Origin of the sequence: Roseburia lenta (genome assembly GCF_014287435.1) — a bacterium.
In the GTDB taxonomy this organism is placed as follows: Bacteria; Bacillota; Clostridia; order Lachnospirales; family Lachnospiraceae; genus Pararoseburia; species Pararoseburia lenta.
Genome location: NZ_JACOPG010000003.1, coordinates 503,311 through 529,007 on the forward strand (window position 1 = coordinate 503,311; position 25,697 = coordinate 529,007).

Consider the following 25,697-nt stretch of genomic DNA (forward strand, 5'->3'; position numbering starts at 1 on the left):
GAGGATTTCAGTTGATCCGTTGCATTTTTTTTCGATACTGCAATGGGGTCAACTGAAATTTTTTCTTAAAGGCATTTTGAAAATAACTTTGACTGGAGTAGCAGAGATAATTGCTGATCTCCGTCAAAGACATGTTGGTATACATTAAAAGGCTCTTGGCTTCTTCCAATTTACAACGTGAAATGTAGGCACCCGGAGAAATACCCAGTTCTTTACGGAAACAATTTGTAACATAGGAAGTGCTGTGTTCGATATTATCTGCAACATCTGTTACGGTGATCGGTTCGTTTGTATGGCTGCGAATAAAATTCATGCTATTGAATACATCACTGGATACCCCAAGTGGGATGTGGCTCTTGCCGGAAAGTTGGCAGAATTTAACCAGCATATTGTAGCGTAGAGTCTCAATCTCGTGGATAGATTGGAGTTTTTCACATTCCTGCACATATTGTCCCATCAATTCAAATGCAACTTCTGTTGAAACACCGCCGGGAATGGCTCCGATCATAACGATATTGGTGATGGTGCTAATGAACATATTTTTTGCCTGGCGCAGCGCCGATGTTGCCATAGGCTTTGCCAGAATACTCAATGGAATCTGATTTAAATAACTTTCTAATTCCTCCTCATTTCCCATTTTAATAATTTCATAAAGTCGCAGTTCGTTGGAATAGGTATTGAAATATTCTTTGGCTTCGTCTCCGATATTGGATCTGGTATTGGTCGCCATGTCATCTGCTGACGGGGTATAATCCGGAAAAAAGTGTGATAATTCACAGGTTTCATTATTGATTGCCTGATGAAGAAAAATTAAGTGCTTGGCTAATTGTAATTGGTTCATACGCGGGATAGAGCATAAAAAATCCTGGATCTTATCTCTTTCAGAGAATGGGATTTTATTTTCACGAAGGTAGGCATTTAGGATCTCAGGTGTGATCTCAGTCTCGAACACGGGACCAATCACGATGTGTATGGAAGTGTCTTGGACGCGGACAATGCCATACTCGATCGAAGGATCATAGTGACTAAAACAGGGGAAGTTTGGAAGATCATCCGGGACATAATAGTCATTATATTGAGGAATATTGGTTACTGTCCGTACGGAAGAATAAAGTATGTTCACATTGTCTAAAAGATTGACAGGAATACTTGTGGCAGAAAAATAACTTTTACAAAAATTAAGATAATCCATAAAATATATCCTCCGATCATGATTTTAAAGTCAGTTTAAATGAAAAAAAAGAAAAATCAATAATGAAAATCATAATAACAAAATGAAAAGCGCAATATTGAATAAAAATCCTATGATATTCTTGTATCATCAAAAAGATGACAAGCGCGCGAAAATGGAATCTACAATTTTAGGAGGTTTTTATGAAGAAAATAACTTGGAAGAGAATGCTATCGGTAGCACTTGCTGCAACCATGGTAGCAGGGGTTTTTACCGGATGTGGTAAATCGAGTAGCAAATCGAATGATCCGGATCATTTCTCAATGTGGATCTTTCAGACAGATGGCGCGGGCAAGTATTATACGGATTACAACGATTCCGCAGCAGTACAGTACATAGAGGCGCAGACATGGGATACGGAAAATGGTGGTATTGGCGATGGTGAGAGCCTGGATTTTGATTTTCAGGTGCCGGTTGCCGGATCAGAATCAGATAACTTTAATACACTGCTCTCCACAGGTGATTATCCTGATCTTTTGGATCTTACGGTTTCATCTGAAAATGCAGAAGCCTTGGCAGATGACGGAATCCTTATGGATATCACAGAATATGTAGAAAAATATATGCCAAATTATGTTGCATATCTGGAGCAGAACCCGGAACTCAAGATGCTTTGCACATCAACAGATGATGAAGGCAAGACACATTATTATCAGATCTGTATGTTGGGCGATTCCGTTAGAGATCCTTGGCAGGGCTATATGTATCGTCGTGACTGGATCGTAAAGTATGCTACACCGACCGATTATGTATGGGATTGGGATAGCGATACAGTAAAGAAAAATGGTCATCCGGAAGTAACACCTCTTTCTGAGGCAAAGAAACAGAACAATCTGACCGGATGGAAGAAAAATGAAGTGACTTCCTTTAGCGCAAGCGATGGAGATGATCCGGACAATACCTATGAAGATAATGTTATCTTCCCAAGTGGTACATCAGATCCTCTGACCATCAGCGACTGGGAGTGGATGTTTGAAGCATTTGACAAGGCAATCGCAGAAAGAGGCTGGGATGATGCTTATGACATTTCTATTTCTTATATGGGAAATAGTACCTTAGGCGATCTGGTTTCTTCTTTTGGTGGTGGTAACGGCTACTATTACATCAATGATGGAACGGTAGAGTATGACGGAACTTCTGAAAACTTTAAGACATACACAGAATGTATGCAGAATTGGTACGATCAGGGATGGTTGGATAAGCAGTTCTATACCAGAACAGATATCTTCTATATGATCAATACCACAGGCGTTAGTCAGGGTAAGGTAGGTCTTTGGTCTGCTTACACAGGAACCGCTTTAGGTTCTGTGATCCGTGATACCTGCATGGATGAGTCAGATAAGGAAGATGCCTATGCAATGGCTGCACCACTTCCAATCAATGATACTTACGGTAGCGATGCACAGAAATTTAAAGATCCTGACTGCATGTATCATGACAGCAGAAAGGCAGCAGCACTTGGTGTTACCAACAAATGTGAGGATAAGGATTTAGCAACACTGTTTACCTTCTTTGATTGGACTTACACAATGGAAGGCGCTTTGCTTACAAACCTGGGACTGACAGAAGAGCAGATCAGCGAAACCAAGTTGGATCCAAACTTATATGAAGAATATGGATACAAGGGCAGTTATGAATTGACAACAGGGGATGATGGAAAGCCGCTTTATACCCAACTGATCCCACTTGACGATGCTGTAGGTGGTGCTGTGACTGCAACCAGAATGTGTGTAGGATTGCAGCTGAATGGTAATACAGATGACTATACCATAGAGCAAGACGAATCCGCAGTGTTAAAGCATGCATATGAATTATGGACCAAGTATGAAGATACCGGAAGTGCATCTGATTATGCATCCTTATTAAATTCGGATGATTCACAGACATGGAGTACAATGCAGACTACAGTTAGAGATTATATGAGCCAGAATCTGCCGCAGGTAATCCGTGGAGAAAAGACATGGGATGAATATGTAGCAGGTATGGAAGCAAATGATCCATCCAGCGTTTGCGAACTCTTGCAGAAACAGATTGACAAAGCAAAATAAAAAGATATTGCCTTATAGGATATTTAAGACCGTCATACCGGTATGGCGGTCTTTTTATACCAAAATTTCAGGAAAAAGGAGAAAAACATGAAGCAGCATATCAAACTTTCTAAGACACAAGTCAACAAGGGAGTCTTGGATTTTTCACATTTACTGGATGCGCCTGCGGGCAAACATGGATTTTTGCAGATAAAAGATGACCATTTCTATTTTGAAGATGGTACACGAGCACGTTTTTTGGGGTTTAACATTGCAGCGAGATCCAACACACCGAGTCACGAACTGGCAGAAAAATTGGCAGACCACTTTGCAAGCATGGGAGTAAATATCATCCGCATGCATGCAGCAGATGCACCGATCGGTCAGGAGGAGTGCACCTGGAGCAGTTGTAAAGAGGCACCTCTCCTAAAATATAGTGAGGGGTCCAGCATAGAGTTTAACCCGGAAGGTCTGGATCGTTTTGATTATCTGGCAGCTAAATTAAAGGAAAAAGGCATTTATCTGCATTTTGATCTTCTGATTGCCCGCCAATTTCTAGCTGGAGACGGACTGGAATATCCGGGAGATATGGTTCCTTGTATCAAGTGTTTTCCTATGTTTAACCAGCGTCTGATCGATCTGCAAAGAGACTATGCAAAGAAGTTTCTTTGCCACGTCAATCCTTATACAGGGCTTGCCTATAAGGATGATCCGGCGGTAGCTGTCGTGCAGATGAATAATGAGGATTCGGCGATCAAAGGTATTGATGAAGTAGACCAGAATCCACAGTTATTGCCTTATATGGAAGAGGTACAAAGGCGCTTTAATTATTTCCTATTGATGAAGTATGACAACCGGGAAAAACTGGCAAGAGCATGGACCAGTGATGGAGTATGTGCCCTGCGCGAGGATGAGGATCCGGCAAAGAATACGGTTAAGATGGTGCGGGGATCTTTTTACCAGCCAACCAACAATGCATGGGATGACTGGGCAGGCGATGTCAGCCCGGCGCGTTATGCAGATTATATGGAATTTGGACTTTGGTCCAATCGACGTTTTTACCGGGAATATAAAAATTATCTGCTCTCTCTGGGAGTCAAAGTACCGATTGCTGCCAGCAATCTGATCGCGGGTGCCGCGGATGTCTATGGACATATTGACGGTGATTTCATGGAGAATAATACGTATTTTAATCACCCGATCCTGCCGGTCTATGGAAGGACATTTATGACGGGGCGGCCCTCGGAAAGTGTATCAGTGAATCCGCTCACGGTACAAAAATATATTGGACAGATGGCAACAACGCTTTTATCACTGGGATCTGTGTCCTGTGTCGAAGGGAAACCATTTATGATTACGGAATGGAATGATTATGGATTACATCCGTTCCGGTCGACTTCTTTTGTGCAGATGATCGCCTACGCTTGTTTGAATGATTGGGATGGTCTGATCCTCTATAATCATCATACATCGGACAAGGACAACCAACCGGATGATGAGATCCATGATGTCTTTGATTGCTATAATGACCCGGCAGTTATGTGCCAGTGGGGGTTCATGGCAAATGTGTTTTTGAAGGGATTGGTAGCCAAAAGCAATGTCAAAGTAGAGCAGGTCTTTTCCATGGAGGATTTGGAGACATTGCCAAATTGGTACGCCATGGTCAATCTGATCGCACCATATATTACCGGTCTGCGTGCGGCATTTGTGGAAAATGGGCATAAATATCGGGGAGATGCGGATCTTGCGATCAATGCGGGCTACTTTAATACTGCAGATTTATCTGAAGCAAAGCATGCTGTGCAGTTTGCATGGTCAAAGGATAGGGATGCTTTTCGAAGATTCCCGGATGACCAGCGACTTCCTAAGGCTAGTAAAGGCTGCATGGAAGAGGATGCCAAGATTTATCTGGACGAAAAAAATCTTGTCATTAGAGATATCCGTCAGATGGCAGGTATGGGAGATTATACAGAGTTTGCAGAGAAACTGGATCAGGCAATGAAGTGTTGGAAACTAATCCCGGAGGATACAGGTCTGGTGGATGGAAAATTGATTTCGGCAACAGGAGAGATCTGTTTCGATCCGGCATATGCAAGATTTGAGGTACATACACCGTATGCCGCATACTTTAGTGGTGCGCCAGAAGAAAATATTGTGCTGGATGATCGTATTCTGGTCAAGGCATGCAATGACCGAATCTCACTCTCCGTCATGCCGCTATATCAAGAGGAAAGGGACAAAATGAAGCTGGCAGATGCCAATGAATTTGTGATTTCTGCGTTTGGACGATGTGGCAATGATGATAACGTGATCTCAGACGGACCGGAGTATGCACCGGGTATCACGATGACTTGTATCACAATGAACGGAAAGTTATATGCGGAGACCTTAGAGGGAAGCATGATCATAAAGGCACAGAATAAGGCAGTCCTGGAGTTTTTAGATACTGAGGGCAATGTGATCTCTTCTGTGGAGAAAGCAGCGAAAAATGGTCAGGTTGTCTTTGACTTGCCGGGAAATGTAGCCAGTGTATTTTATCATCTGTGGATGGATTAGAAAGAGGTAATATATGGAAGATAAATTATATGAATTTTCGGAAGATGAAAAAGCCTGCGTGATCTATCAGCCCAAACTGCCACGCTATTGGTTTAATTATCTTTGGAGTGAGAAAGGCTACTGTGCGCAGATTTCCCAGAATGGGCATGGACGAAGTTATTACCTGAATGAGAAAGCGGATATGTGTATGCTGAATAATAATGATGCACGCTATGTTTATATCCGTGATGATGAGTCTATGCAGAGTTGGAATATAGGTGCGGCACCGCTCAATGAAGAAGTGGAAAATTTCAAATGCACGCATCATCTGGGATATACAGAGTTGTCTTCTCAGGTGGATCAGATCACATCTTTCTGGTGCCTGTATGTGCCGAAGGATGCTTATCACGAGGTTTGGCGGATACGCATAAAAAATGAGAGCCAGCGGACAAGAAAATTGAGTGTTTTTGAGGCGACCAGTTTTGAACTGGAAGGCTTTTCCTATCCCAGATATTATGAAAATTATCGATGCATGGAAACACATTTTGATAGGGATCTGAATGGGATTTACTGTTCTTCCGATCATCCTTTTGCTCCGCATAAGCGGTATAACGCATTCCTTGCCTCGTCGGAACCGGTCTTTGCTTTTGACGGAGATCTTTCAAAGTTTTGCGGCGGCGTAGGAACGATCACTAAGTTAGATGCGTCGGCATATGCACTCTTTCAACGTCCGGACATTGTTGTGAAGGGACTGGATTGCAGTAATTCCGAGGCGGCCTTATTTGTCCTAGGGGCAGTCCTGCAACATAAGATCGTCCTTGCGCCGGGTGAAAGTAAAGAAATTTATATGGTCATGGGAGTGAGCGAATCCGTAGAAGAAGCCATTTCTGTGGGCAGACAGTATAAAGAGAAAAAGGCTGTGGAGGACAGTCTGCAAAAGGCGATCGCCTATAATGTGGATAAGTACAGTTCCCTTATACTGGAAACCCCGGATGCAAAAGTGAACCATATCATGAAAGAGTGGATCAAAAAGCAGGTGGATTGCTGCATTGTCGGTAAGAAAGGAGTTCGAGACAATTTGCAGATTGCGGTAGGACTTTTGAATTACCGGCAGGAAAAGGCAAAAGAAGAGATCTTAGAATGTTTACGCCATCAGTTTCAGAATGGTCATGCTGTCTTGACATGGTATCCATATGATGATACCCGCTATTCGGATCAGCCGTTCTGGATCATATGGGCAGTGTGCGAACTGCTCAAGGAAACGGGGGATCTTTCTCTCCTGGAACAAAAGATCTCTTGGCAGGATGGCGGTCAGGCAACGGTCATGGAGCATCTGCGCGCAGCGGTATCCTGTCTGATCCGTGATAAAGGAAAGCACGGTCTGGTCAAGATCTATTTTGCAGATTGGAACGATGCCTTAAATATCACGACCGATCCGGAGGCAGAAAGCGTGATGCTGTCGGAACAGTTCTGTATGGCACTGCTGGAGATGGAAGCCTTGATGCATTATATCGGCAATGAGGAATATGCCGTCTTTTTGCGACAGGAATATGAAAAATTGGCACAGGCGATCAACACCTATGCGTGGGATGGCAAATGGTATATGCGTGCCCTCAGTCAGGTGGAAAATATTGGTTCAAAGGATAGCGATGGGAGCAAGATTTATCTCAACGCGCAGACATGGGCGGTGCTGGCAGAGATTGTACCGCCGGAGCGTATGGCAGATGTGGTTGCTTCCGTGGATGGCATGGAAGGAGATTTCGGCTTTCCACTGAATATGCCAGCCTATGAAAAATATTCACCAAATGTAGGGCGTATGTCCGGTATGCTTCCGGGCTTGTTTGAAAATGGCGGTGTATATTGCCATGCGACCAGTTTTAAGATCTTTATGGATTGTAAATTGGGACGCGCCAATAAGGCAATCCGTACTTTGAAAAAGATCATGCCGGATAGTGAGCAAAACCCATCCAGCAATTCCGGGGCAGAACCATATGTGTTTACAAATTGCTACGCTACGCACCCGGGATATTATGGAAAATCCTACTGGTCATGGACGACAGGTACATCGGCATGGGCTTTGCGCAGTATTTATGAAGGAATCATGGGTTTACAGAGAACTTACGAAGGTTTAAGGATCGCACCGTGTTTTCCGTCAGATTGGAATGAGGCGACGGTAGTGCGGCATTTCCGCGATGCAGATTATCGGATCTGCATCCATAATCCTATGCATCTGGAGCAGGGAGTAGCACATATTCTTATGGATGGCCAGGAGATTACAGGCAATATCCTTCCGGATATGCAGGACAACAAGGTGCATGATGTACAGGTTACCCTGTGCGGAAAATGATATTTACAATCAAAAAATGAAAAACATAATACATAGAATGATGCCTATGATAAAGTATAAGCAGAAACAAGGAGGAAGGTTCTATGGCAAAAACAAAATCTAAATCGGCGACGTATAACCCGAAAAACACATGGAAATATGATCTGAAGAAAAATGGAGTGCTTTATCTGATCTTCTTGATCCCATTTACATTTCTCTTGATCTTCAAATATATTCCGATGGTGGGGATTTTGATGGCATTTCAGGATTATAAAGTCGCGAAAGGCTTATTCGACAGTCCGTGGGTCGGACTGGATAAATTTCAGGAACTGTTTGCGGGGGCACAATTTGGTTATGCTTTTCGCAACACGGTCTATATGGCACTATTGAATCTGACATTGGGATTTATCATTCCGGTTATCCTGGGACTTCTGATCAGTCAGGTCAGAAATAAAAGAAGATCCCGTGTGGTACAGACCATCACATATATGCCATATTTTGTTGCACCGGTCGTTGTGTGTACTTTGGCAAAGGAGTTTTTAAAAGAAGGTGGGGCCATCACCATGTTCCTGACTATGTTTGGACTTCCAAACCAGAACTGGCTGGCAGTCAATTCACCGGTGTTCTGGTTCATTAACTGTTTCCTTGGCATTTGGCAGGGGGCAGGCTATGGAGCTATTGTTTACATAGCAGCCATCAATGGCATTGACCAGAATCTCTATGAAGCAGCCTGTATTGATGGAGCAAGCAGATGGCAGCGCTTATGGAATATCACAATCCCAAGTATTGTGCCACTGGTTGTTATGATGTTTACCATGCAGATTGGATTGGTATTTATGACAGGATTTGATAAGGTATTGCTTTTGTATATGCCGACAACTTATGAATTTTCAGATTGCCTGAGTACATACACCTATCGAATGGCATTTTCTTCAGGAAATGACTTTAGTTTATCAACAGCATCCGGTTTGTTGCAGTCTATTATCGGAACCCTGTTACTGATCTTTGGTAACAAAATGTCTGAAAAAGCAACGAAAATGTCGCTGTTCTAAGGAGGAATGAGAGATGGCTAGAAAACCGAAATACAAAGAAGGAATGGTCGTACACCCGAGCCTTGGAGAGAGGGTAGCAGACGTCATTATCGGGATTATCTTATTGGCTTGCATGGCATTGGCAATTATTCCGATGTGGCATACCCTGATGGCGTCTTTGTCCGATGGCAATTTACTCCTGGCACACAACGGAGTCTTATGGAAATGGGTAACAGCGGACGGAAAACCAAACTGGGACGGATATATTAAGACTTTATCTTATGATGATATGGCGATTATCAAGAGTTATGCCTATACCATTTTATATGTGGTGGGCAATGTCCTGGTCGGTTTGGTATTAAATGTGATCGCAGCTTATGTGATCTATCGTAAGCCAAAGGCATCCGGAATTATGATGCTCTTTATCATTATTTCCCTTATGTTTAATGGTGGAACGGTACCGACCTATATGGTCATCCGGAATCTGGGAATGACCGGAACCGTATGGTCTATGATCCTGCCGGACTGTACCAATGCCATGTTTATCATTTTGACCCTTAATGCATTCAAACAGGTGCCAAAATCAACGATCGAAGCAGCCGAGTTGGACGGGGCAGGACACTTTACCATCATGTTCCGTATTCTGCTTCCGCAGGCTATGGGACTGGTAACGGTAACCATGATCAACACAGCGATCATTTCTTGGAATGCATGGTTCAATGCAATGCTTTATGTTCCAAGTGATAAGAATTTGTGGCCTTTACAGTTGTGGATCAAGCAGATCGTGGCAGATAATGCGACACTTACTACAGCAACATCACCGGATTGGAACCGTTATCTGGTATCTTACTGTGTGATCATCATTGCCACTTTGCCGGTACTTATCGCAATGCCATTTGCACAAAAACAGTTACAAAAAGGATCTCTGATGGGAGCCGTGAAAGAATAAAGGATAGGAAAATATGATTAAAATTAGTGATATTACGATCGACTATCGTTCTTTATTGGAAAGGAAAGATACCATTTATTATACGGATCAGTCAAAGCCAGTGCTTGGATTTTGCATGGAAAGTGATGAACAAAAGATTCGTGTAGAGAAGGCATGTATTTCCTTAAATGGATGGCAGGAGGAAATAGACGAAATCGCCTATGTTATCTATGGGGGAGAAGAACTCCTGCCGATGCAGACATATACGATCCGTGTGCAGGTAAAAACGACAGACGGTAACCATACAGAAGCCCATGCGACCTTTGAAACAGGTCGCATGGAACTACCTTGGAAGGGGAATTGGATCACGGATTCATCGATCATTAATACGTCACCCTTATCACCGAGACCTCTGGAATTTCGCAAAAAGATCATTTTGCAAAAGTCGGTAAGATCCTTGAAAGTTATGGCAACAGCCATAGGGATCTATGATCTGTATTGGGATGGAAAACGGATCAATACAGAATACTTTGCACCGGGATTTACGGATTATGATCATCATTTACAATATGGTATCTACCCATTGGAAAATATCCAGCCGGGCACTTATGAGTTGCGGGCGATCGTCGCCGCTGGCTGGGCAGTGGGACGGTCTACCTATATACAGGATACCAATAAGAGCAGATCTCTTTTGATGGCAGACAGGCAGGCTTTTTTATCTGACGTTTTTGTGGAATACATGGATGGAACAAGTGAATGTGTCGGTACCGATGCGTCCTTTGAAGTGGCGCAAAGCGGGACATACCTTTTTGCAGATTTCTATGATGGTGAGATTTATGAGGCAGATCCAAGCCGTGCTGTCTACGCATGGAAAAAGGCAGAAGACACACAGTTGAAAGAAAAACCAACTATTCAGGTTCGCTATGGAGAGCCTGTTTTGGGACATGAGATCTTTGCGGGAAAGTATATCGGACAGACCAGGGATGGAGAATTTTTATATGACTTTGGACAGAATTTAGCAGGAGTCATAAGAATGACGGTGCAGGCAAAAGCAGGAGATGTCATTACCATCCGTCATGCGGAAGTTCTGGATGGTGATGATCTTTATGTGCAAAATCTTCGTTCTGCCAAGCAGATCATAGAATATCACTGCAAGGATGGAGAACAGACATATTCGCCGCGTTTTACCTATATGGGATTTCGTTATATTGCTGTCAAAGGCATCCGGCCGGAACAGATGCAGATAGAGGTACAGGCGGTTTATTCCGATCTTCTGGGAGATGGCGGTTTTTCCTGTTCCAATGAGGATCTGAACCAATTACAGAACAATATTGTATGGAGCGGAAAAAGTAACTTGGTGGATATTCCGACAGATTGTCCGCAACGCGATGAGCGGCAGGGCTGGACAGGAGATATTGCTTTGTTTGCTTCTACCGCATGTTTTAATTTTGCCATGGATCACTTTTTGATGAAATGGCTGAAGGACATGAAGGCAGAGCAGGGAAAAACGGGATCCATTCCTTTTGTTGTTCCCGTTAGAAAAGGTATCACACCGAGCATGACGACCAGTTGCTGGGGAGATGCCTGTATTATCGTTCCATACGAATTGTATCGCTATAGTGGAAATGTGCGGATTTTGGAAGAAATGTATCCGGTCATGAAAAAATACATGAAGGATGTCCGCAGGTGGGCTAATATGGGGCTTCTTGCCAACAAGACACCTTATGTATTTTCCCTCCCATTTCAATTTGGTGACTGGTGTGCACCTTATGGCAGCCTGCCGGACTGGCTTGCAAAAGGAAAATGGACGGGAACTGCCTATTATGCGCATGCCTGTGATTATATGGAAAAAATTGCACGGATTCTGGGAAAAGACCGGGATGCGGATGAATACCGGAGATTAGGTGAGAAAGTAGCAGACACTTATATAGATAAGTTTATGCAGGGCAAGGGGAAAATGCCGGACACGGAGGCTTTTCAGACGGGCTATGTCTTGCCTTTATATTTTTCCTTGGCAAAGGCTGAGAAGGTCAATCAGACAATGGTAGAAGAACTGTGGAAGTGTATCCAGGCGGATGGTGGACATCTGAAGACAGGATTTACGGCAACACCTTATTTATTGTTTGCGCTTGCGGATCATGGTTATGTAAAAGAGGCATACAAACTTTTACTGGAGGACACCAATCCGTCATGGCTATATCAGATCCGAAAAGGTGCCACAACGACATGGGAGCAGTGGGACATTATTACAGAATCCGGTGAGATAAAAGAAGGATCCATGAACCATTATGCATATGGCGCTGTCGGAGATTTTCTCTACCGCAGGGTGTGCGGTCTGGAAGCCGAGGAGGCAGGCTATCGCCGGTTCCGGGTACAACCATTGGTGGGCGGCGATCTTACTTTTGCTGAATGCTGGCACAGGTGCCCTTATGGGATCATCCGTGTGCGCTGGGAAAAGCGGGAGGATGATCTGTATGATCTGCAAGTGCAGGTTCCGGTGGGGACAAGCTGTCGGGTAGTACTGGCAAATAAAGAAATTGAGATGGTGGAGAACGGAAAGTATGAGTTTACATGGAAAGAATAAAATTTATTTGGATGAAACGAGATCTGTAGAAGAAAGGGCAAAAGACCTGCTTTTGGATATGTCGCTGGAAGAAAAGATGGCACAGGTCAACTGTGTTTTCCCATTCGATAAAAAAGCCATGGATCTTGCATGGATCGCTGAGAGAGTGCCTTATGGTATCGGCGAGGTCAGTACCTTGGAAATGCGGCGCATACCGACCTTACAAGGCGCGGCGCAGTGGGTAAAAGATGTGCAGACGCTGGTTATGGAAAAGAGCCCGCATCATATTCCTGCGATTTTTCACATGGAGGGACTTTGCGGAGCCTTTATCCAGGAGGCGACCAGTTTTCCGTCCGGTATTGCCAGAGGGGCATCTTTTGATCCGGATCTGGAAGAACAAATAGGATCTTGTGTAGCCGAGCAGGAATTGGCTTGTGGTATTACCCATATTCTGGCGCCGGTTCTGGATATATCTAGGGATTCCCGCATGGGTCGGCAGGGAGAAAGTTATGGAGAGGATCCTGCTCTTGCAAGTGCCATGGGGGTAGCCTATACCAAAGGAATTCAGGAAACAAGTGTAGATGGCAGACAGGCGGAAAGTGTGGCGAAGCACTTTTTGGCATTTCATAACTCGCAAGGTGGAATCCATGGAACCCATAGTGATACACCCGAAAGACTTTTACAGGAAATATATGGAAAACCTTTTCAGGCGGCGATCAAGGAAGCCGGATTAAGAGGAATCATGCCTTGCTATTGCTCCATTGATGGAGAGCCGGCTTCTCTTTCTCATAAACTTTTGACAGACTTGTTGCGGGAACAGATGGGATTTGATGGTCTGTGCATCAGTGATTATGGTGGCATAGAAAATAGCCATAATTATCAGCGTATTGGTGAAAGTATGGCAGATGCAGGGGAGATGGCACTGGCTGCCGGTATGGATGTGGAAATGCCAAGTCCTGCCGGTTATGGCAAGGAATTACAGGAAAGATTTGCAAATCAGGCATTGGATATTGGCGTGTTAGATCAGGCGGTATATCGTGTCCTTTGTGCCAAGTTTCGCATGGGTTTGTTTGAACATCCTTACCCGCTTATGGATGACAAACTGGAAAATGTTTATCGGAAGGCGGATAAAGGAAAGCAGCTGACCAGACAGTCAGCCATGGAATCCATGACACTGCTCAAGAACGACGGTATTTTACCTTTACGTAAAGATAAGATAAAAAAGATCGCTGTGATCGGTCCCCATGCGGATAATGCGCGTATGTTCTTTGGCGGTTATACGCACATATCTATGATGGAATCTATTTATGCGGTGGCGAACAGTATTGCAGGGGTTGCCGGGATTGAAAATACGACCGGTAAGACTATTCCAACGGTTCCGGGGACTGATATCCAGTTGGATCAGGGGGAAGAGTATGATGCTATTTTGCGTACCCAGAAACCGGACTGTCCGTCTCTTTTGGAATATTTGAAAGCGTATGCACCATCCTGCGAGATCGTATATGCCAAGGGCTATGATATTGCCGGTCAGGATCAATCAGGATTTGATGAGGCATTGCAGATGATCGGGCAGGCAGATCTGGCAATTCTTACTCTGGGAGGAAAATACGGCACCTGCTCTCTGGCATCTATGGGAGAAGGTGTGGATGCAACAGATATCAATCTTCCGGAGTGTCAGGTTGCATTTATTGAACAGGCAGCGGAAATAGGCAAGCCGCTTGTGGGTGTCCATATCTTTGGTAGACCGATTTCTTCTGATATAGCCGATGAAAAATTGCATGCTATCCTTGAGGCATGGAATGGTGCTGAGTGTGGTGCGGAGGCGATTGTGCAGACCTTGTTTGGTGAGAATGATCCGGCGGGACGTTTGCCGGTATCGGTAGCATATAAAAGCGGACAGATCCCTATTTATTACAATCATCCGTGGGGGTCTGCGGAGTCACAGAGTGGCAGTATCGGCTTTGCAAATTATGTGGATATGTCGCATAGTCCGCGCTATCCGTTTGGACATGGCTTAAGTTATGCAGAGTTTTATTATCGGGATCTGCATATAGAAAATAGAGAAGTAGATACCATGGGCGACATTGTATGTAGTTTTTTCTTGAAAAATGTGTCAGACTGTGCAGGTGATGAAGTGGTGCAGATTTATGTATCAGATCGATTTGCATCCCGTACCAGACCGGTCATGGAATTGGCAGCCTTTGAGCGTATTCCTTTGCAACCGCATGAAGAAAAGGAGATTATCTGTCACATTTCGCCGTCTCAACTTGCATTTTTAGATAAGGATATGAAGTGGAAGATAGAAAAGGGTGATATTGATCTTTTGATCGGAGCCTCCAGCAAAGATATCCGTCTGAAGGATAGCATTCGGATCACAGAAAATGCATGGATTGATGGCAGAGACAGAAGTTTCTATGGAAAGGTAGAGGTCAAATGAGAGTATATTGTAATCCGGTAAATGTACCCTATGCTTATCAGTTTAAAAAGGATCCACGGGATCGGTATAAAATGACAGTCAACCGGGAGGCGGCAGATCCTTCGATGGTTATGTTTCAAGGCAAATATTATCTGTTTGCTTCTATGACAGGTTCGGTGTGGGTCTCTGAGGACATGGCGCATTGGGATAGTTATCCTTTGCCAGAAAATATGCCAATTTATGACTATGCACCGGATGTGCGTGCCATAGGTGAGTATCTGTATTTTACGGCATCTAGCCGGGATGTAAAGTGTAGTTTTTATCGCACCAAGGATCCGATCCATGGGCCGTATGAAGAAATACCGGGCTATATGGATTATTGGGATCCGAACCTGTTCCAGGATGATGATGGCAGACTCTATTTTTACTGGGGATGCGCAAATGCGACACCTATCTGGGGGATAGAGTTGGATCCTGCGACCATGGAACCTATGGGCCAGAAAAAAGATTTGATCTTTGGTGACCCATATCATATTGGTTATGAGCGCTTTGGGGAAGATCATTGTGAAGAACCAAAGAGTCAGGCTGAGATTGATGCCCTATTTCAGGAATTTTTAGATCAATGCGGAGAAGATGCAGATAAGATCCCGGAAGCCAACAAGGCGATGATACGGGCAACCTATGCCGGAATGCCTTATATCGAGGGTGCATGGATGACAAAGCATGCCGGAAAATATTATTTACAATATGCTTGTCCGGGAGCGGAATTCAATGTTTATGCGGATGGGGTCTATGTGGCGGATGCACCGCTGGGACCTTTTCATTTAGCAGAGAATAATCCATTTTCGTATAAGCCGGGTGGCTTCCTGCCGGGAGCCGGACATGGATCTACCATGCAGGATCGCCGGGGTCAGTGGTGGCATACGGCAACCATGCGTATTAGTAAGAATCATGTATTTGAAAGACGAGTAGGCATTTGGCCGGCAGGCTTTGATGATGTGGGAAATCTCTATTGCAACCAAAGATACGGTGATTGGCCTTATATTATAGAAGATATAGAAAAGGATCCATGGGCAGATCCGAGGTGGTATCTGCTCAGTTACCGGGCGAAGGTGACTTCCTCCGGGTGTGAAAAGGGACATGAGGCGGCATTGGTTGTGGACGAAAATGTGCAGACATGGTGGAAAGCAAAAGAGCTGGATGTAGAACCTTGGTTGTGTCTGGATCTGGAGACCTGTGATCATGTGCATGTGGTGCAGATCAATTTTGCTGATGATATGGAAAACAGGATAGACTGTCCGGGAAGTCTGGTGGCAGGACCCGATATGGAACGTTATATAGACTGCAATATACATCCGACAAGATGGCTCTTAGAGGGATCTGCGGATGGCAGGGACTGGACGGTTTTGGCGGATAAGCGGCAAGCCCAGACAGACCTTCCGCATGATTATGTGGTATTTGAAGATGGCATAGATCTGCGTTTTATCAAATTGACGATCATAGATGTGCCTTATCATGTTTTACCGAGTGTCTCAGGAATACGAGTCTTTGGAAACGGGGATGGTAAACGACCGGAGATGGCGAGGGTTCAGGTAGAACAAACCGATGCAAGAGATATGGTAGTATCTGCTGTTTCAGATGAAAGCGTTTGTGGATATAACATTTTATGGGGGCATGCACCGGGAAAACTTTATCATAGTTGTATGGTTATGGGAGCATGTCAGGCATATAAAGTGGGAGCACTCGTAGAGGGGCAGTCCTATTATGTAAGAGTGGATGCTTTTAACAAAAATGGCATTACGCATGGAAAAGAAATTTGCCTTCCTATGGTATGATAGTAAAAACGTTATACACAGGAGGATATAGAATGCATCCAGTATATTTTGTGAGACATGGAGAGAGTGAATGGAATGTTGCAGACCGTATCTGCGGGCAGACGGATGTAGCCTTGACAGACCTGGGGCATGCGCAGGCAATTGCGACCGGGCAGAAGATCGCCAAAGCAGGGATTGTCATAGATGAGATCCTGTATTCGCCGCTGAGCCGGGCTGCGGAGACGGCGCGGCATATTTCGGAGATGACAGGTGTGCCTATGCGCATGGAACCGCGTCTGGTGGAACAGAATTTCGGCAAATGGGAAGGAACTTCGCCAAGAAATGCTGCGGACTTCTTTGAGGCAAAAAAGCAGTTTGTATGCCGCCACGAGGGCGGGGAGTCTATGCTGCAGTTAGCCCAGCGCATTTACAATCTTTTGGATGAATTGGGCAAAGAGGCGGATAAGACCTATATGCTCGTTGCTCATAATGGCATTGCCCGCGTGGTCTGTTCGTATTTTCACGATATGACAAATGAGGAGTATGCCTCATATGGCGTGAAAAATTGCAGCCTGACAAGATTTGATTTTGACTAAGGTTTTATTTTGGCATGGTCGAGGGCATCCTCGATCGCCATCATAAGGACCTCGGTCGTGTACTGGTTGTTGGCTTCGTATGTAATATTGTCCAGAGACTGTGACTCATAGATCTGCTGGCTGATGTTACTTAGCGCCGGCTGCATGAGTGGGTACATGGTTGCAACGGACTCCTCCAGATTGACAAAGGAAATGTCATTGATATGGTTGGAATCGACAACGACCTGGACTTCGATGGCACTGTCGTTCATGGTAAATCCGGCAGTATATACGCCGGGCATGTAGATGGTTTCCTGCACAGGCTCCGGTTTCTCGTGGCTGGAAAACATCCAGCATAAGAGAATGACAAGCAGTACGCCAAGACCGGCAAATACCGCAGTATATATTAATTCTTTCAGATGAAATACGACGATTTTGGTTTTCTTGCTCACGATAATTCCCCCAGTTTTCGGTGTCTAGTAGAGTATATGAAAAAAAATTAAAAAAATTCTAATTTTTTTGTTGACAAACAATATAAGGTTATATATAATAATTTTTGTCGTCACGGAGAGGACACAACATAATAAATGCGACAGTGGCTCAGTTGGTAGAGCACCTCCTTGCCAAGGAGGAAGTCGCGGGTTCGAGTCCCGTCTGTCGCTCTTGTATGAGGAACGAATTTGATTCGTTCCTTTTTTGCGTAATAAGGAGATTGTTAAGACAAAGAAAAACCATCTCGCCCCGCTTAGTGCGGTCGCGAAGATGGTTTTTCTTATATTATGGTAACTTATATTTTACTCATCAGTAAACATATAGACTTCCCCTGCTGTGGATAGGGTCAGATCATCGGTGTTTGTGATCATGCCCATGTCGATCATCGCCTGCAGGGTATGGGTGCAGTCCGGTGTCGGGTGGATATATAAATGTGCGGTCATATCTCCATTTGCGGCAACGGCTTCCTTGGTCTCCTCAGCGACCGCCATTTTGGATACCGGAGACAGGGCGCCGGTGACGCTAACGTAGTTTGTAAATAAACTTAAGGAAGAACGACCGGTGTAGTAGAAGGAATACTTGGTGCGATCCAACAGGATCGGTTCCGGGGATCTTAGGACAAGAGCGAAGGAATCCGAGTAGCATGGCGCGCTGGCGTCCAGATCTGTGATCTTGTAGTTGCCTTCCTTAATATCCTGCACAAATGCCTCATAGAGATTTTGCAACTGGGCATTCGTATAAGTCTTTTCTTCAGATCCATCGTCCGGGGCGTCAAAAGGATAAAAAGTCACATCCTCTGCCTGAAGTTCTGCATAGTTTTTTGAAATACCATGGGTCAAGATGGCATCCTTGTCGTTAAAGAGTGACAGGAGTTTTTGACAGGTATTCTGATATGCTTCGGACTTGCCGGCATAATCCGGCAGACGGTAAGAACGGCTCAGTGAACTGCCGTCTTTTAAATGGTAGGAAATATCCAAAAATCCATAAGGCTCGCTGCAATGTCTGGAATAATCTAAAAGTTCTTCTTTTTCATTTATGATCTCTTTGTGGATCGAAATGAAATCCGCAATCTCATCGGCATCTGTAAGAGCATAGGTGGTTTCTCCCATCGTCATGTCTACTTCAAAAACATCGGATGCTGTCGGAACCTGTCTTTCGATACCAAATACATCAAAACGCACGCAGAGCAGGAAGGCGAAAATGACGCCGGTGTAAATGCAGCAGTATTTCATGTACCGCCTTTTCCATACATGTCTGGTTCGGTCGATCAGCATCTGTATTATGAAATAAAGGATCACACCGATGCCGAGACATAGGATCATGATGCTGATAAAAAATACCGTCTCATTCTCGGAAAGGAGATTGGTTAAGGCATAACCGATGCCGACGGTTGCCAACAATGAGGCGAAAAAGGTCATACCCAGTGTAAATACCGGTTTCATAAATGGCACTGCGATAAAATCACCACAGGTTTCCAAGGCTTTATGCTGGTAAAGCAGGTAAGCGAGTCCGGCAAGCCCAATGCCGACTAAGGCATAGACCAGCAGGGTAGGCAGAGCCTCCGGCAGGATATGATAGATCCGGTAGGTGGCATCATTGATATAAATTCCGGTATGATGCGGCAGATAGGCTGACGGCGTCATACAGAGCAGTTTGTTCCGGTAAATATCCGAAGAATAAACACCGAAACAAAGGAAGGATAAAAGCACGCGGATCACGACCTCAGCCGCCATAAACATAAAATTGAAGATCCAGTAGAAGATGAAATTTGTAATTAACTGTCCACTGATCATGGCGGTAAACAGGGCTATGCCTAAAAAGCATAGATCATAAGCAATCATGCAAAGCATCCAATACCATGGAATCCATACCAGACTTCCGGCACCAAAGACAAGATAGAGGATGGTATTGATCAGGGTTACTGCCAGTTGCGGCAGGAGAGTAAGCGTCAAAATAGAAGCAATACCGGTTGAAAACATGATCTTACGGTTGACCGGGAAAGCATGCATCATGTTGCAGGACCGTCTTTGGTATAAATAGGAAAAGACAGCCAAGGTCACTAAGATCATGTAAATAGCAACAAAGATTGGTACATTTCTGTTCATCACCCCTTCATACAAATCCTGATGTGTTTTTAGGGTCTGGATATAGGCGTCCGGGGACTTTTGCATATTCAGGCGGTTTACGAGCATATTGCAGGACATACTGATAAAAAGAAATGCAAAGTAAAGAAGCGGAAAAGCCACAAAGCGAGTCAGATTTTTCTTGTATATGGTCTTGTTAAAAAAGGATGTTTTTGACTTCATAATGTTCTCCTTCCATTTCATAGATAAAGATTTCTTCCAGGCTCAGAGGAAGAACATCTAAAAGCAGTGGATGCAAGGCTGCCATTTTTTCCTGCGCCTCCCGTGGCTGACCTTTTAAGATCAGGGTAGAAACACGCCCGTTGGTCACGGAATGTAAAACCTGCAGTCCCTCCGGGATCGGTGGAAGATCGCCGTCAAAGGCAACCTGCACTTTGGTGACACTGCTCTGTAAATTGTCTAAAGAGCGTTCCAATATGATATGGCCATGGCTTAGGATGCCGATGTGATCGCAGACGTCTTCCAACTCACGCAGATTGTGTGAGGAGACAAGTACGGTCGTCCCACGATCAGCAACTTCGCCCATGATCAGGCTCCAGATCTGTCGGCGCATGACCGGATCCAAGCCATCGACCGGTTCATCCAAAACGAGCAGGGCAGGATGGATGGACAGAGCCAGAACAAATGCCACCTGCTTGATGGTACCCTTGGAAAAAGACCGGATAGGTTTCTTGAGGTTTAACATAGGAAAACACTTGCAGATCTTATAAAAATACTGCTCGTCAAAACTCGGATATAAGCCCTTGTAGTAATGCATCATATCAAGCGTGGTCGCCTGTGCAAAATAAAAGATCTCATCTGGGATGTAGGCAATTTTTTCCTTGATAGACGCATTTTCCCGGATGTTTTCACCGTCAATGAGGATCTCGCCTTCGTCCGGGCGGTAGGCACCGACGATATGACGGATGATGGTGGACTTTCCGGCACCGTTGGGACCGACCAGACCATAGATGGCACCCTTAGGCACATGCATCTGCAAATGGTCGAGGGCTTGTGTGCCATGGAAAGATTTGGAAACATTATCGATCTGAATCATCTTTGCCACCTCCTTTTGCCAGCACTTCAATGCGTTCTTTTAATTGCTCCTTGTCTTCGCTTAAGAAGAGAAGTTCTTTTACGATCTCGTCAAATTTTTTTAGCAATTCGTCATTCCTCCCGGCTGAAATATCTTTTCTGTCTGCAGCAAAACTGCCACGGCCTGTGATCGTGTAGATGTAACCCTCCTGCTCCAATTCACGGAACGCCTTGGCGATGGTGTTGGGATTGATCGCCAACTGGCTTGCAAGTTCGCGCACGGAGGGAAGTTTTTCATCGGTAGCAATCGCTCCGGTGATCACGAGACGCTTTAAGCCATCCTTGATCTGTTCGTAGATGGGTTTGGAGTCCCGATAGTTTAGTTGAATCATAAAAGGAATCACCACCTTTACCATTTCTGAAACTGTATTAGTTGTACTAGTACACTTATAACACGCTTTGCTAGGATATGTCAATAGCCTGTGAAAAATGCATAAAAAAACACTTCACAACATGAATTTGTGAAGTGCCTGTATGTCTTGTATCAATATGTATATGAACTAGTCTTGCAAAGAAGAAAGATACTCTGTCAGATCTGAGGTATCTACACTGTAATAAGTAGGGGTTTCAGCCTTTTTCTCCTCGTATTTTGTGTGTGCAGAAAATCCTGCCCATACAACGATAGCGACTGCCACAACAATACCGCCTACAGCAAGAAGGATGTGTTCCATCTTTTGCTTTTTGAGGATCTTCTTACGGTTGTGTTTCTGTTCTTTGCGTAAGTCAACTTTTTCCTGGCTCATTCTGTCTTACTCCTTCGATTAATTTCTTCTATAAATATAATCCTTTTTGCGACAAAAGGCAACTTCTTTTGTTGCGCTCCTGGGATAAATTCGCTACAATAAATAATAATATGGCATTGCTATACATTGATTGAAATGATATATGATTTGACATAAAGATGGGAGGAAATGACAAGTGAGTCTAGCAGATCAGATTTTTGTAGATATGTGTAATGATATCATTACGAATGGAATTAGCACCGAAGGAGAGAAGGTGCGACCAAAATGGGAGGATGGCACAAGCGCTTATACCGTAAAAAAGTTTGGTGTCGTGAACCGCTATGATCTGTCAAAGGAATTTCCGGCTATCACACTTCGTAGAACAGCCATCAAAAGTTGTACCAATGAGATGCTCTGGATCTGGCAGAAAAAGTCCAACAATATTCATGACCTCAAGAGTAGTGTCTGGGATGAATGGGCAGATGAGACAGGCTCAATCGGCAAGGCTTATGGTTATCAGATGGGGGTAAAGCATAAGTATAAAGAAGGTATGATGGATCAGGTAGACCGCGTGATTTATGATCTGAAAAACAACCCTTTTTCACGTCGTATCATGACAAATATTTATGTACATCAGGATCTGTCAGAGATGCATTTATATCCTTGTGCATATTCGATGACATTTAACGTGACGACAAGACCGGGCAGTGACAAACTGGTGCTCAACGCCATTTTAAACCAGCGCTCCCAGGATGTGCTTGCCGCCAACAACTGGAATGTATGTCAGTATGCCGTGCTTATGCATATGTTGGCACAGGTGTGTGATATGGAAGTGGGAGAACTTGTACATGTGATCGCAGATGCACATATTTACGACAGACATATTCCACTCGTGCAGGAACTGATCACCAGAGAGCAGCATCCGGCACCAAAGTTCTGGCTGAATCCGGAGATCAAGGATTTTTATGCCTTTACCGAGGATGACATCCGTTTAGATGATTATGTGACAGGACCACAGATTAAGAACATACCGATTGCAGTATAAGGAGTAGATATATGAACATCATCGCATCAGCAGACAATAATTGGGCTATTGGCAAGAACAACGAACTTTTGATCCGTATCCCGCAGGATATGAAGCGTTTCCGTCAGATGACAACAGGAAATGTCGTTGTCATGGGACGAAAGACTTTAGAGAGTTTTCCAAATCAGGCACCCCTCAAAGACCGCATCAATATTGTATTGACGGCAAATCCAAATTATGAGGTCAAAGGAGCTGTGATCGTACATTCCATGGACGAATTGCAGGAAGAATTGCAAAAATATAATTCCGAGGATATTTATGTGATCGGTGGAGACAGTATTTACCGGCAGATGCTGGATCTTTGCGATACAGCCTATATCACAAAGATCGATTATGCCTATGAAGCCGACGCACATTTGCCAAATCTGGAAAAAGATCCGGCATGGTCGATGACTGAGGAGAGCGAGGAGCAGACTTACTTTGATGTAATCTACACCTATCAGATATATAAGAGAGGTTGATCATAATATGGACATCACGGGAAGAAAATTATTTGTAAAAGCATTACAGGAAGAAGGCGTAGATACTATTTTTGCTTATCCGGGCGGAATGGTAACCGATATTGTGGATGAGTTGTACAAGCAGGATTCAATCCATGTTGTTTTGCCTCGCCATGAGCAGGCGCTGATCCATGAGGCAGAAGGATACGCTAGAGCAACAGGACGCGTCGGTGTATGTCTGGTGACCAGTGGACCGGGGGCAACCAATACGATTACCGGTATCGCAGATGCACATTACGACAGTATTCCGCTTGTCATCTTTACCGGTCAGGTGCCGCAGAGCCTGATCGGAAACGATGCCTTTCAGGAAGTTGATATCGTTGGTATGACGAGAAGCATTGTAAAATATGGTGTGACCGTGCGTGACCGCAAGGATCTGGGAAGGATCATCAAGATGGCATTTCAGATCGCAAGTTCCGGCAAGCCGGGTCCGGTATTGATCGATATCCCAAAGGATATCCAGACCCAGAACGGACCGGCAGGATATCCGGATCATGTGGATATCCGCGGCTACAAGCCAAATGAGACCGTACATATCGGGCAGTTGAAAAAAGCGTACAAGATCTTAAAATCAGCCAAGCAGCCTTTGCTATTAGCAGGCGGCGGTGTTAATATCTCAGGGGCACAGGAACTTTTGACGACCTTTGCGGAAAAGATGCATATACCGGTTGTCACGACCGTTATGGGTAAGGGAGCCATCCCGACAGACCATCCTCTATATGTGGGGAACAGCGGTATGCATGGCAGATATGCCGCAAATATGGCGGTCAGCGAATGCGATGTTCTCTTCTCGGTTGGCACAAGATTCAACGACAGGATCACGGGCGATCTGAACGAATTTGCACCAAAGGCAAAGATCGTACATCTGGATATTGATGCATCTTCTATTTCACGAAATGTCGTTGTGGATGTGCCGGTCGTTTCGGATGCCAAGATCGCGCTGGAACGTCTGGTGGAATGGGCAGAAGCCAAGAATACGGACAAGTGGCTGGCAAAGATTGGCATGTGGCAGGAAGAAAATCCGCTGGAAATGCGACGAGACCATGGACTTTCGCCACAGATGATCATGGAAGCCATCAACGATACTTACCCACAGGGAATTGTCGTGACGGATGTCGGACAGCACCAGATGTGGGCAACGCAGTATATTACCATGCCGAGAGGCAAGCAGATGATCACTTCCGGTGGTCTCGGAACGATGGGGTTTGGTTTCCCGGCAGCAGTGGGCGCCAAGATCGGAGCACCGGACAAGGATGTTGTCTGTATTACGGGGGACGGCGGCATGCAGATGAACATGCAGGAAATGGCGACCGCTATTTGCGAAAAAGTGCCACTGACCATCTGTATTTTGAATAATAATTATCTGGGCATGGTGCGCCAGATGCAGCAGTTGTTCTATGGCAAGCGTTATGAGATCACCTGTCTGCGCCGACAGATCGGATGTCCGGACGGTTGCAAGGGACCGAATGAAGCGTGCCCGCCATATGTCCCGGATTTTGTGAAATGGGCTGAGAGTTATGGGGCGCATGGACAGCGCGTGACTTCTTTGGAGGAGGCAAAAGCGGCGCTGGCTGAGGCAAAAGAGCGGACAGATGCACCTACGGTGATAGAGTTTATGATTGCAACAGAGGAGATTGTTCTTCCTATGGTAAAGAGCGGTAATCCTATGAGCGAAATGATTTTGAAGTAGGAGGTGTCAGATATGGGAATGAAAAATCGATGGATTGCACTCTATGTAGAAAATCAGGTGGGCGTTCTGGCGAAGGTGTCCGGCCTTTTTTCTGCAAAGTGCTATAACTTACAAAGTCTTACCGTTGGCACGACCGAGCATGAAGATGTCTCGCGCATGACTATTTGTGTTACCAGTGATGACATCACCTTTGAACAGATCAAAAAGCAGTTAAACTGCATGGTGGAAGTCATCAAGGTGATCGACCTGACGCATGTGCCTTTGCACATGAAAGAGATCCTTTATGCCAAGGTCAAGGGGCTTGACAATGAGGGCAAGGAAGAAGTCTTTCGGATCGCGCAGGTCTTCAACGTCAACAATGGCAATGTTAAAGTGGCGGACATCGGCGAGGACAGTGTACTTTTGGAATGTACGCTGACAGACCACAGAAATGACGATCTGATCACACTTTTGAAAAAGCAGTTCAAGAGCAAGGTTGAGATCGTGCGGGGCGGTGCGGTTGCGATCGAGGCAATCTCTACATCCTGCCGATAAAGATGAGGTTT

The 25,697-nt window shown here is 44.8% G+C and carries 19 protein-coding genes and 1 tRNA gene; 14 read left to right on the forward strand and 6 right to left on the reverse strand.

What is annotated here, in order from left to right; all coding sequences use genetic code 11:
- Nucleotides 1-7 precede the first annotated feature (7 nt).
- Complete coding sequence (locus H8R94_RS09670) at nucleotides 8-1,192, reverse strand: helix-turn-helix domain-containing protein (RefSeq protein WP_186854537.1); 1,185 nt, start codon at nucleotides 1,190-1,192, stop codon at nucleotides 8-10.
- A gap of 182 nt (nucleotides 1,193-1,374) precedes the next feature.
- Here H8R94_RS09670 and H8R94_RS09675 point away from each other — a divergent pair, with 182 nt between their 5' ends.
- The 9 genes from H8R94_RS09675 to H8R94_RS09715 all read left to right on the forward strand — a co-directional run bounded on the left by H8R94_RS09675 (nucleotide 1,375) and on the right by H8R94_RS09715 (nucleotide 17,467).
- Entirely contained in the window at nucleotides 1,375-3,279 is a 1,905-nt protein-coding gene (locus H8R94_RS09675) for a type 2 periplasmic-binding domain-containing protein (RefSeq protein ID WP_147403379.1), read from the forward strand.
- Nucleotides 3,280-3,366: 87 nt separating this feature from the next.
- On the forward strand, nucleotides 3,367-5,814 hold the full coding sequence (locus H8R94_RS09680) for an alpha-amylase family protein (protein WP_243238493.1): 2,448 nt from the start codon (nucleotides 3,367-3,369) through the stop codon (nucleotides 5,812-5,814).
- Nucleotides 5,815-5,827: 13 nt separating this feature from the next.
- Nucleotides 5,828-8,140, forward strand: a complete 2,313-nt coding sequence (locus tag H8R94_RS09685; protein WP_186854538.1) for a GH36-type glycosyl hydrolase domain-containing protein — start codon at nucleotides 5,828-5,830, stop codon at nucleotides 8,138-8,140.
- An 83-nt stretch (nucleotides 8,141-8,223) separates the two neighbouring features.
- Complete coding sequence (locus H8R94_RS09690) at nucleotides 8,224-9,171, forward strand: ABC transporter permease (protein ID WP_118281761.1); 948 nt, start codon at nucleotides 8,224-8,226, stop codon at nucleotides 9,169-9,171.
- Between the two features lie 13 nt (nucleotides 9,172-9,184).
- Nucleotides 9,185-10,099, forward strand: a complete 915-nt coding sequence (locus H8R94_RS09695; protein WP_118281762.1) for a carbohydrate ABC transporter permease — start codon at nucleotides 9,185-9,187, stop codon at nucleotides 10,097-10,099.
- Between the two features lie 13 nt (nucleotides 10,100-10,112).
- Nucleotides 10,113-12,662: an alpha-L-rhamnosidase gene (locus H8R94_RS09700; RefSeq protein WP_186854539.1), complete on the forward strand. Its 2,550-nt coding sequence runs from the start codon at nucleotides 10,113-10,115 to the stop codon at nucleotides 12,660-12,662.
- Nucleotides 12,640-15,078, forward strand: a complete 2,439-nt coding sequence (locus H8R94_RS09705; RefSeq protein ID WP_186854540.1) for a glycoside hydrolase family 3 N-terminal domain-containing protein — start codon at nucleotides 12,640-12,642, stop codon at nucleotides 15,076-15,078. The genes H8R94_RS09700 and H8R94_RS09705 overlap by 23 nt, the downstream gene beginning before the upstream one ends.
- Entirely contained in the window at nucleotides 15,075-16,892 is a 1,818-nt protein-coding gene (locus H8R94_RS09710; protein WP_178011253.1) for a family 43 glycosylhydrolase, read from the forward strand. Before H8R94_RS09705 ends, H8R94_RS09710 begins: the two co-directional genes overlap by 4 nt.
- 32 nt (nucleotides 16,893-16,924) lie before the next feature.
- Complete coding sequence (locus H8R94_RS09715) at nucleotides 16,925-17,467, forward strand: histidine phosphatase family protein (RefSeq protein WP_186854541.1); 543 nt, start codon at nucleotides 16,925-16,927, stop codon at nucleotides 17,465-17,467.
- On the opposite strand, the gene H8R94_RS09720 is transcribed toward H8R94_RS09715, so the two are convergent.
- A complete protein-coding gene (locus H8R94_RS09720; protein WP_118281767.1) occupies nucleotides 17,464-17,898 on the reverse strand; it encodes an FMN-binding protein in 435 nt (144 codons plus the stop codon). The two genes, H8R94_RS09715 and H8R94_RS09720, sit on opposite strands and share 4 nt — an antisense overlap.
- A gap of 137 nt (nucleotides 17,899-18,035) precedes the next feature.
- Here H8R94_RS09720 and H8R94_RS09725 point away from each other — a divergent pair.
- Nucleotides 18,036-18,108, forward strand: a tRNA-Gly gene (locus tag H8R94_RS09725).
- A 132-nt stretch (nucleotides 18,109-18,240) separates the two neighbouring features.
- On the opposite strand, the gene H8R94_RS09730 is transcribed toward H8R94_RS09725, so the two are convergent.
- The 4 genes from H8R94_RS09730 to H8R94_RS09745 form a co-directional block, all read right to left on the reverse strand.
- Complete coding sequence (locus tag H8R94_RS09730; RefSeq protein ID WP_118281768.1) at nucleotides 18,241-20,244, reverse strand: hypothetical protein; 2,004 nt, start codon at nucleotides 20,242-20,244, stop codon at nucleotides 18,241-18,243.
- Nucleotides 20,219-21,118, reverse strand: a complete 900-nt coding sequence (locus tag H8R94_RS09735) for an ABC transporter ATP-binding protein (RefSeq protein WP_186854542.1) — start codon at nucleotides 21,116-21,118, stop codon at nucleotides 20,219-20,221. Before H8R94_RS09735 ends, H8R94_RS09730 begins: the two co-directional genes overlap by 26 nt.
- A complete protein-coding gene (locus H8R94_RS09740) occupies nucleotides 21,102-21,488 on the reverse strand; it encodes a GntR family transcriptional regulator (protein WP_186854543.1) in 387 nt (128 codons plus the stop codon). The genes H8R94_RS09735 and H8R94_RS09740 overlap by 17 nt, the downstream gene beginning before the upstream one ends.
- 168 nt (nucleotides 21,489-21,656) lie before the next feature.
- The gene (locus tag H8R94_RS09745) at nucleotides 21,657-21,899 is read right to left on the reverse strand and encodes a hypothetical protein (protein ID WP_118281771.1); all 243 of its coding nucleotides are present in this window, start codon (nucleotides 21,897-21,899) and stop codon (nucleotides 21,657-21,659) included.
- A 175-nt stretch (nucleotides 21,900-22,074) separates the two neighbouring features.
- On the opposite strand from H8R94_RS09745, the gene thyA reads away from it, so the two are divergent.
- Genes thyA through ilvN form a run of 4 tightly spaced genes read left to right on the forward strand, consistent with a single transcriptional unit; the run spans nucleotide 22,075 to nucleotide 25,686 of the window.
- Entirely contained in the window at nucleotides 22,075-22,923 is an 849-nt protein-coding gene (gene thyA, locus H8R94_RS09750) for a thymidylate synthase (protein WP_186854544.1), read from the forward strand.
- An 11-nt stretch (nucleotides 22,924-22,934) separates the two neighbouring features.
- Nucleotides 22,935-23,423 carry a dihydrofolate reductase gene (locus H8R94_RS09755; RefSeq protein ID WP_118281773.1) on the forward strand — a complete coding sequence of 163 codons (489 nt, stop codon included), beginning with the start codon at nucleotides 22,935-22,937 and terminating at the stop codon, nucleotides 23,421-23,423.
- A 7-nt stretch (nucleotides 23,424-23,430) separates the two neighbouring features.
- On the forward strand, nucleotides 23,431-25,152 hold the full coding sequence (ilvB, locus tag H8R94_RS09760; RefSeq protein ID WP_186854545.1) for a biosynthetic-type acetolactate synthase large subunit: 1,722 nt from the start codon (nucleotides 23,431-23,433) through the stop codon (nucleotides 25,150-25,152).
- Nucleotides 25,153-25,170: 18 nt separating this feature from the next.
- The gene (gene ilvN, locus H8R94_RS09765) at nucleotides 25,171-25,686 is read left to right on the forward strand and encodes an acetolactate synthase small subunit (RefSeq protein ID WP_118281885.1); all 516 of its coding nucleotides are present in this window, start codon (nucleotides 25,171-25,173) and stop codon (nucleotides 25,684-25,686) included.
- The last annotated feature ends 11 nt before the right edge of the window (nucleotides 25,687-25,697 follow it).

Bases quoted from the DNA above. Each gene is read 5' to 3' on its own strand.
- H8R94_RS09710 (WP_178011253.1), top strand. From the start codon at position 15,075: ATGAGAGTATATTGTAATCCGGTAAATGTACCCTATGCTTATCAGTTT.
- ilvN (WP_118281885.1), top strand. From the start codon at position 25,171: ATGAAAAATCGATGGATTGCACTCTATGTAGAAAATCAGGTGGGCGTT.
- H8R94_RS09705 (WP_186854540.1), top strand. From the start codon at position 12,640: ATGAGTTTACATGGAAAGAATAAAATTTATTTGGATGAAACGAGATCT.
- H8R94_RS09700 (WP_186854539.1), top strand. From the start codon at position 10,113: ATGATTAAAATTAGTGATATTACGATCGACTATCGTTCTTTATTGGAA.
- H8R94_RS09695 (WP_118281762.1), top strand. From the start codon at position 9,185: ATGGCTAGAAAACCGAAATACAAAGAAGGAATGGTCGTACACCCGAGC.
- H8R94_RS09745 (WP_118281771.1), bottom strand. From the start codon at position 21,899: ATGAGCCAGGAAAAAGTTGACTTACGCAAAGAACAGAAACACAACCGT.
- H8R94_RS09670 (WP_186854537.1), bottom strand. From the start codon at position 1,192: ATGGATTATCTTAATTTTTGTAAAAGTTATTTTTCTGCCACAAGTATT.
- H8R94_RS09675 (WP_147403379.1), top strand. From the start codon at position 1,375: ATGAAGAAAATAACTTGGAAGAGAATGCTATCGGTAGCACTTGCTGCA.
- H8R94_RS09680 (WP_243238493.1), top strand. From the start codon at position 3,367: ATGAAGCAGCATATCAAACTTTCTAAGACACAAGTCAACAAGGGAGTC.
- H8R94_RS09755 (WP_118281773.1), top strand. From the start codon at position 22,935: ATGAACATCATCGCATCAGCAGACAATAATTGGGCTATTGGCAAGAAC.
- ilvB (WP_186854545.1), top strand. From the start codon at position 23,431: ATGGACATCACGGGAAGAAAATTATTTGTAAAAGCATTACAGGAAGAA.
- H8R94_RS09730 (WP_118281768.1), bottom strand. From the start codon at position 20,244: ATGAAGTCAAAAACATCCTTTTTTAACAAGACCATATACAAGAAAAAT.
- H8R94_RS09690 (WP_118281761.1), top strand. From the start codon at position 8,224: ATGGCAAAAACAAAATCTAAATCGGCGACGTATAACCCGAAAAACACA.
- H8R94_RS09735 (WP_186854542.1), bottom strand. From the start codon at position 21,118: ATGATTCAGATCGATAATGTTTCCAAATCTTTCCATGGCACACAAGCC.
- H8R94_RS09740 (WP_186854543.1), bottom strand. From the start codon at position 21,488: ATGATTCAACTAAACTATCGGGACTCCAAACCCATCTACGAACAGATC.
- H8R94_RS09715 (WP_186854541.1), top strand. From the start codon at position 16,925: ATGCATCCAGTATATTTTGTGAGACATGGAGAGAGTGAATGGAATGTT.
- H8R94_RS09685 (WP_186854538.1), top strand. From the start codon at position 5,828: ATGGAAGATAAATTATATGAATTTTCGGAAGATGAAAAAGCCTGCGTG.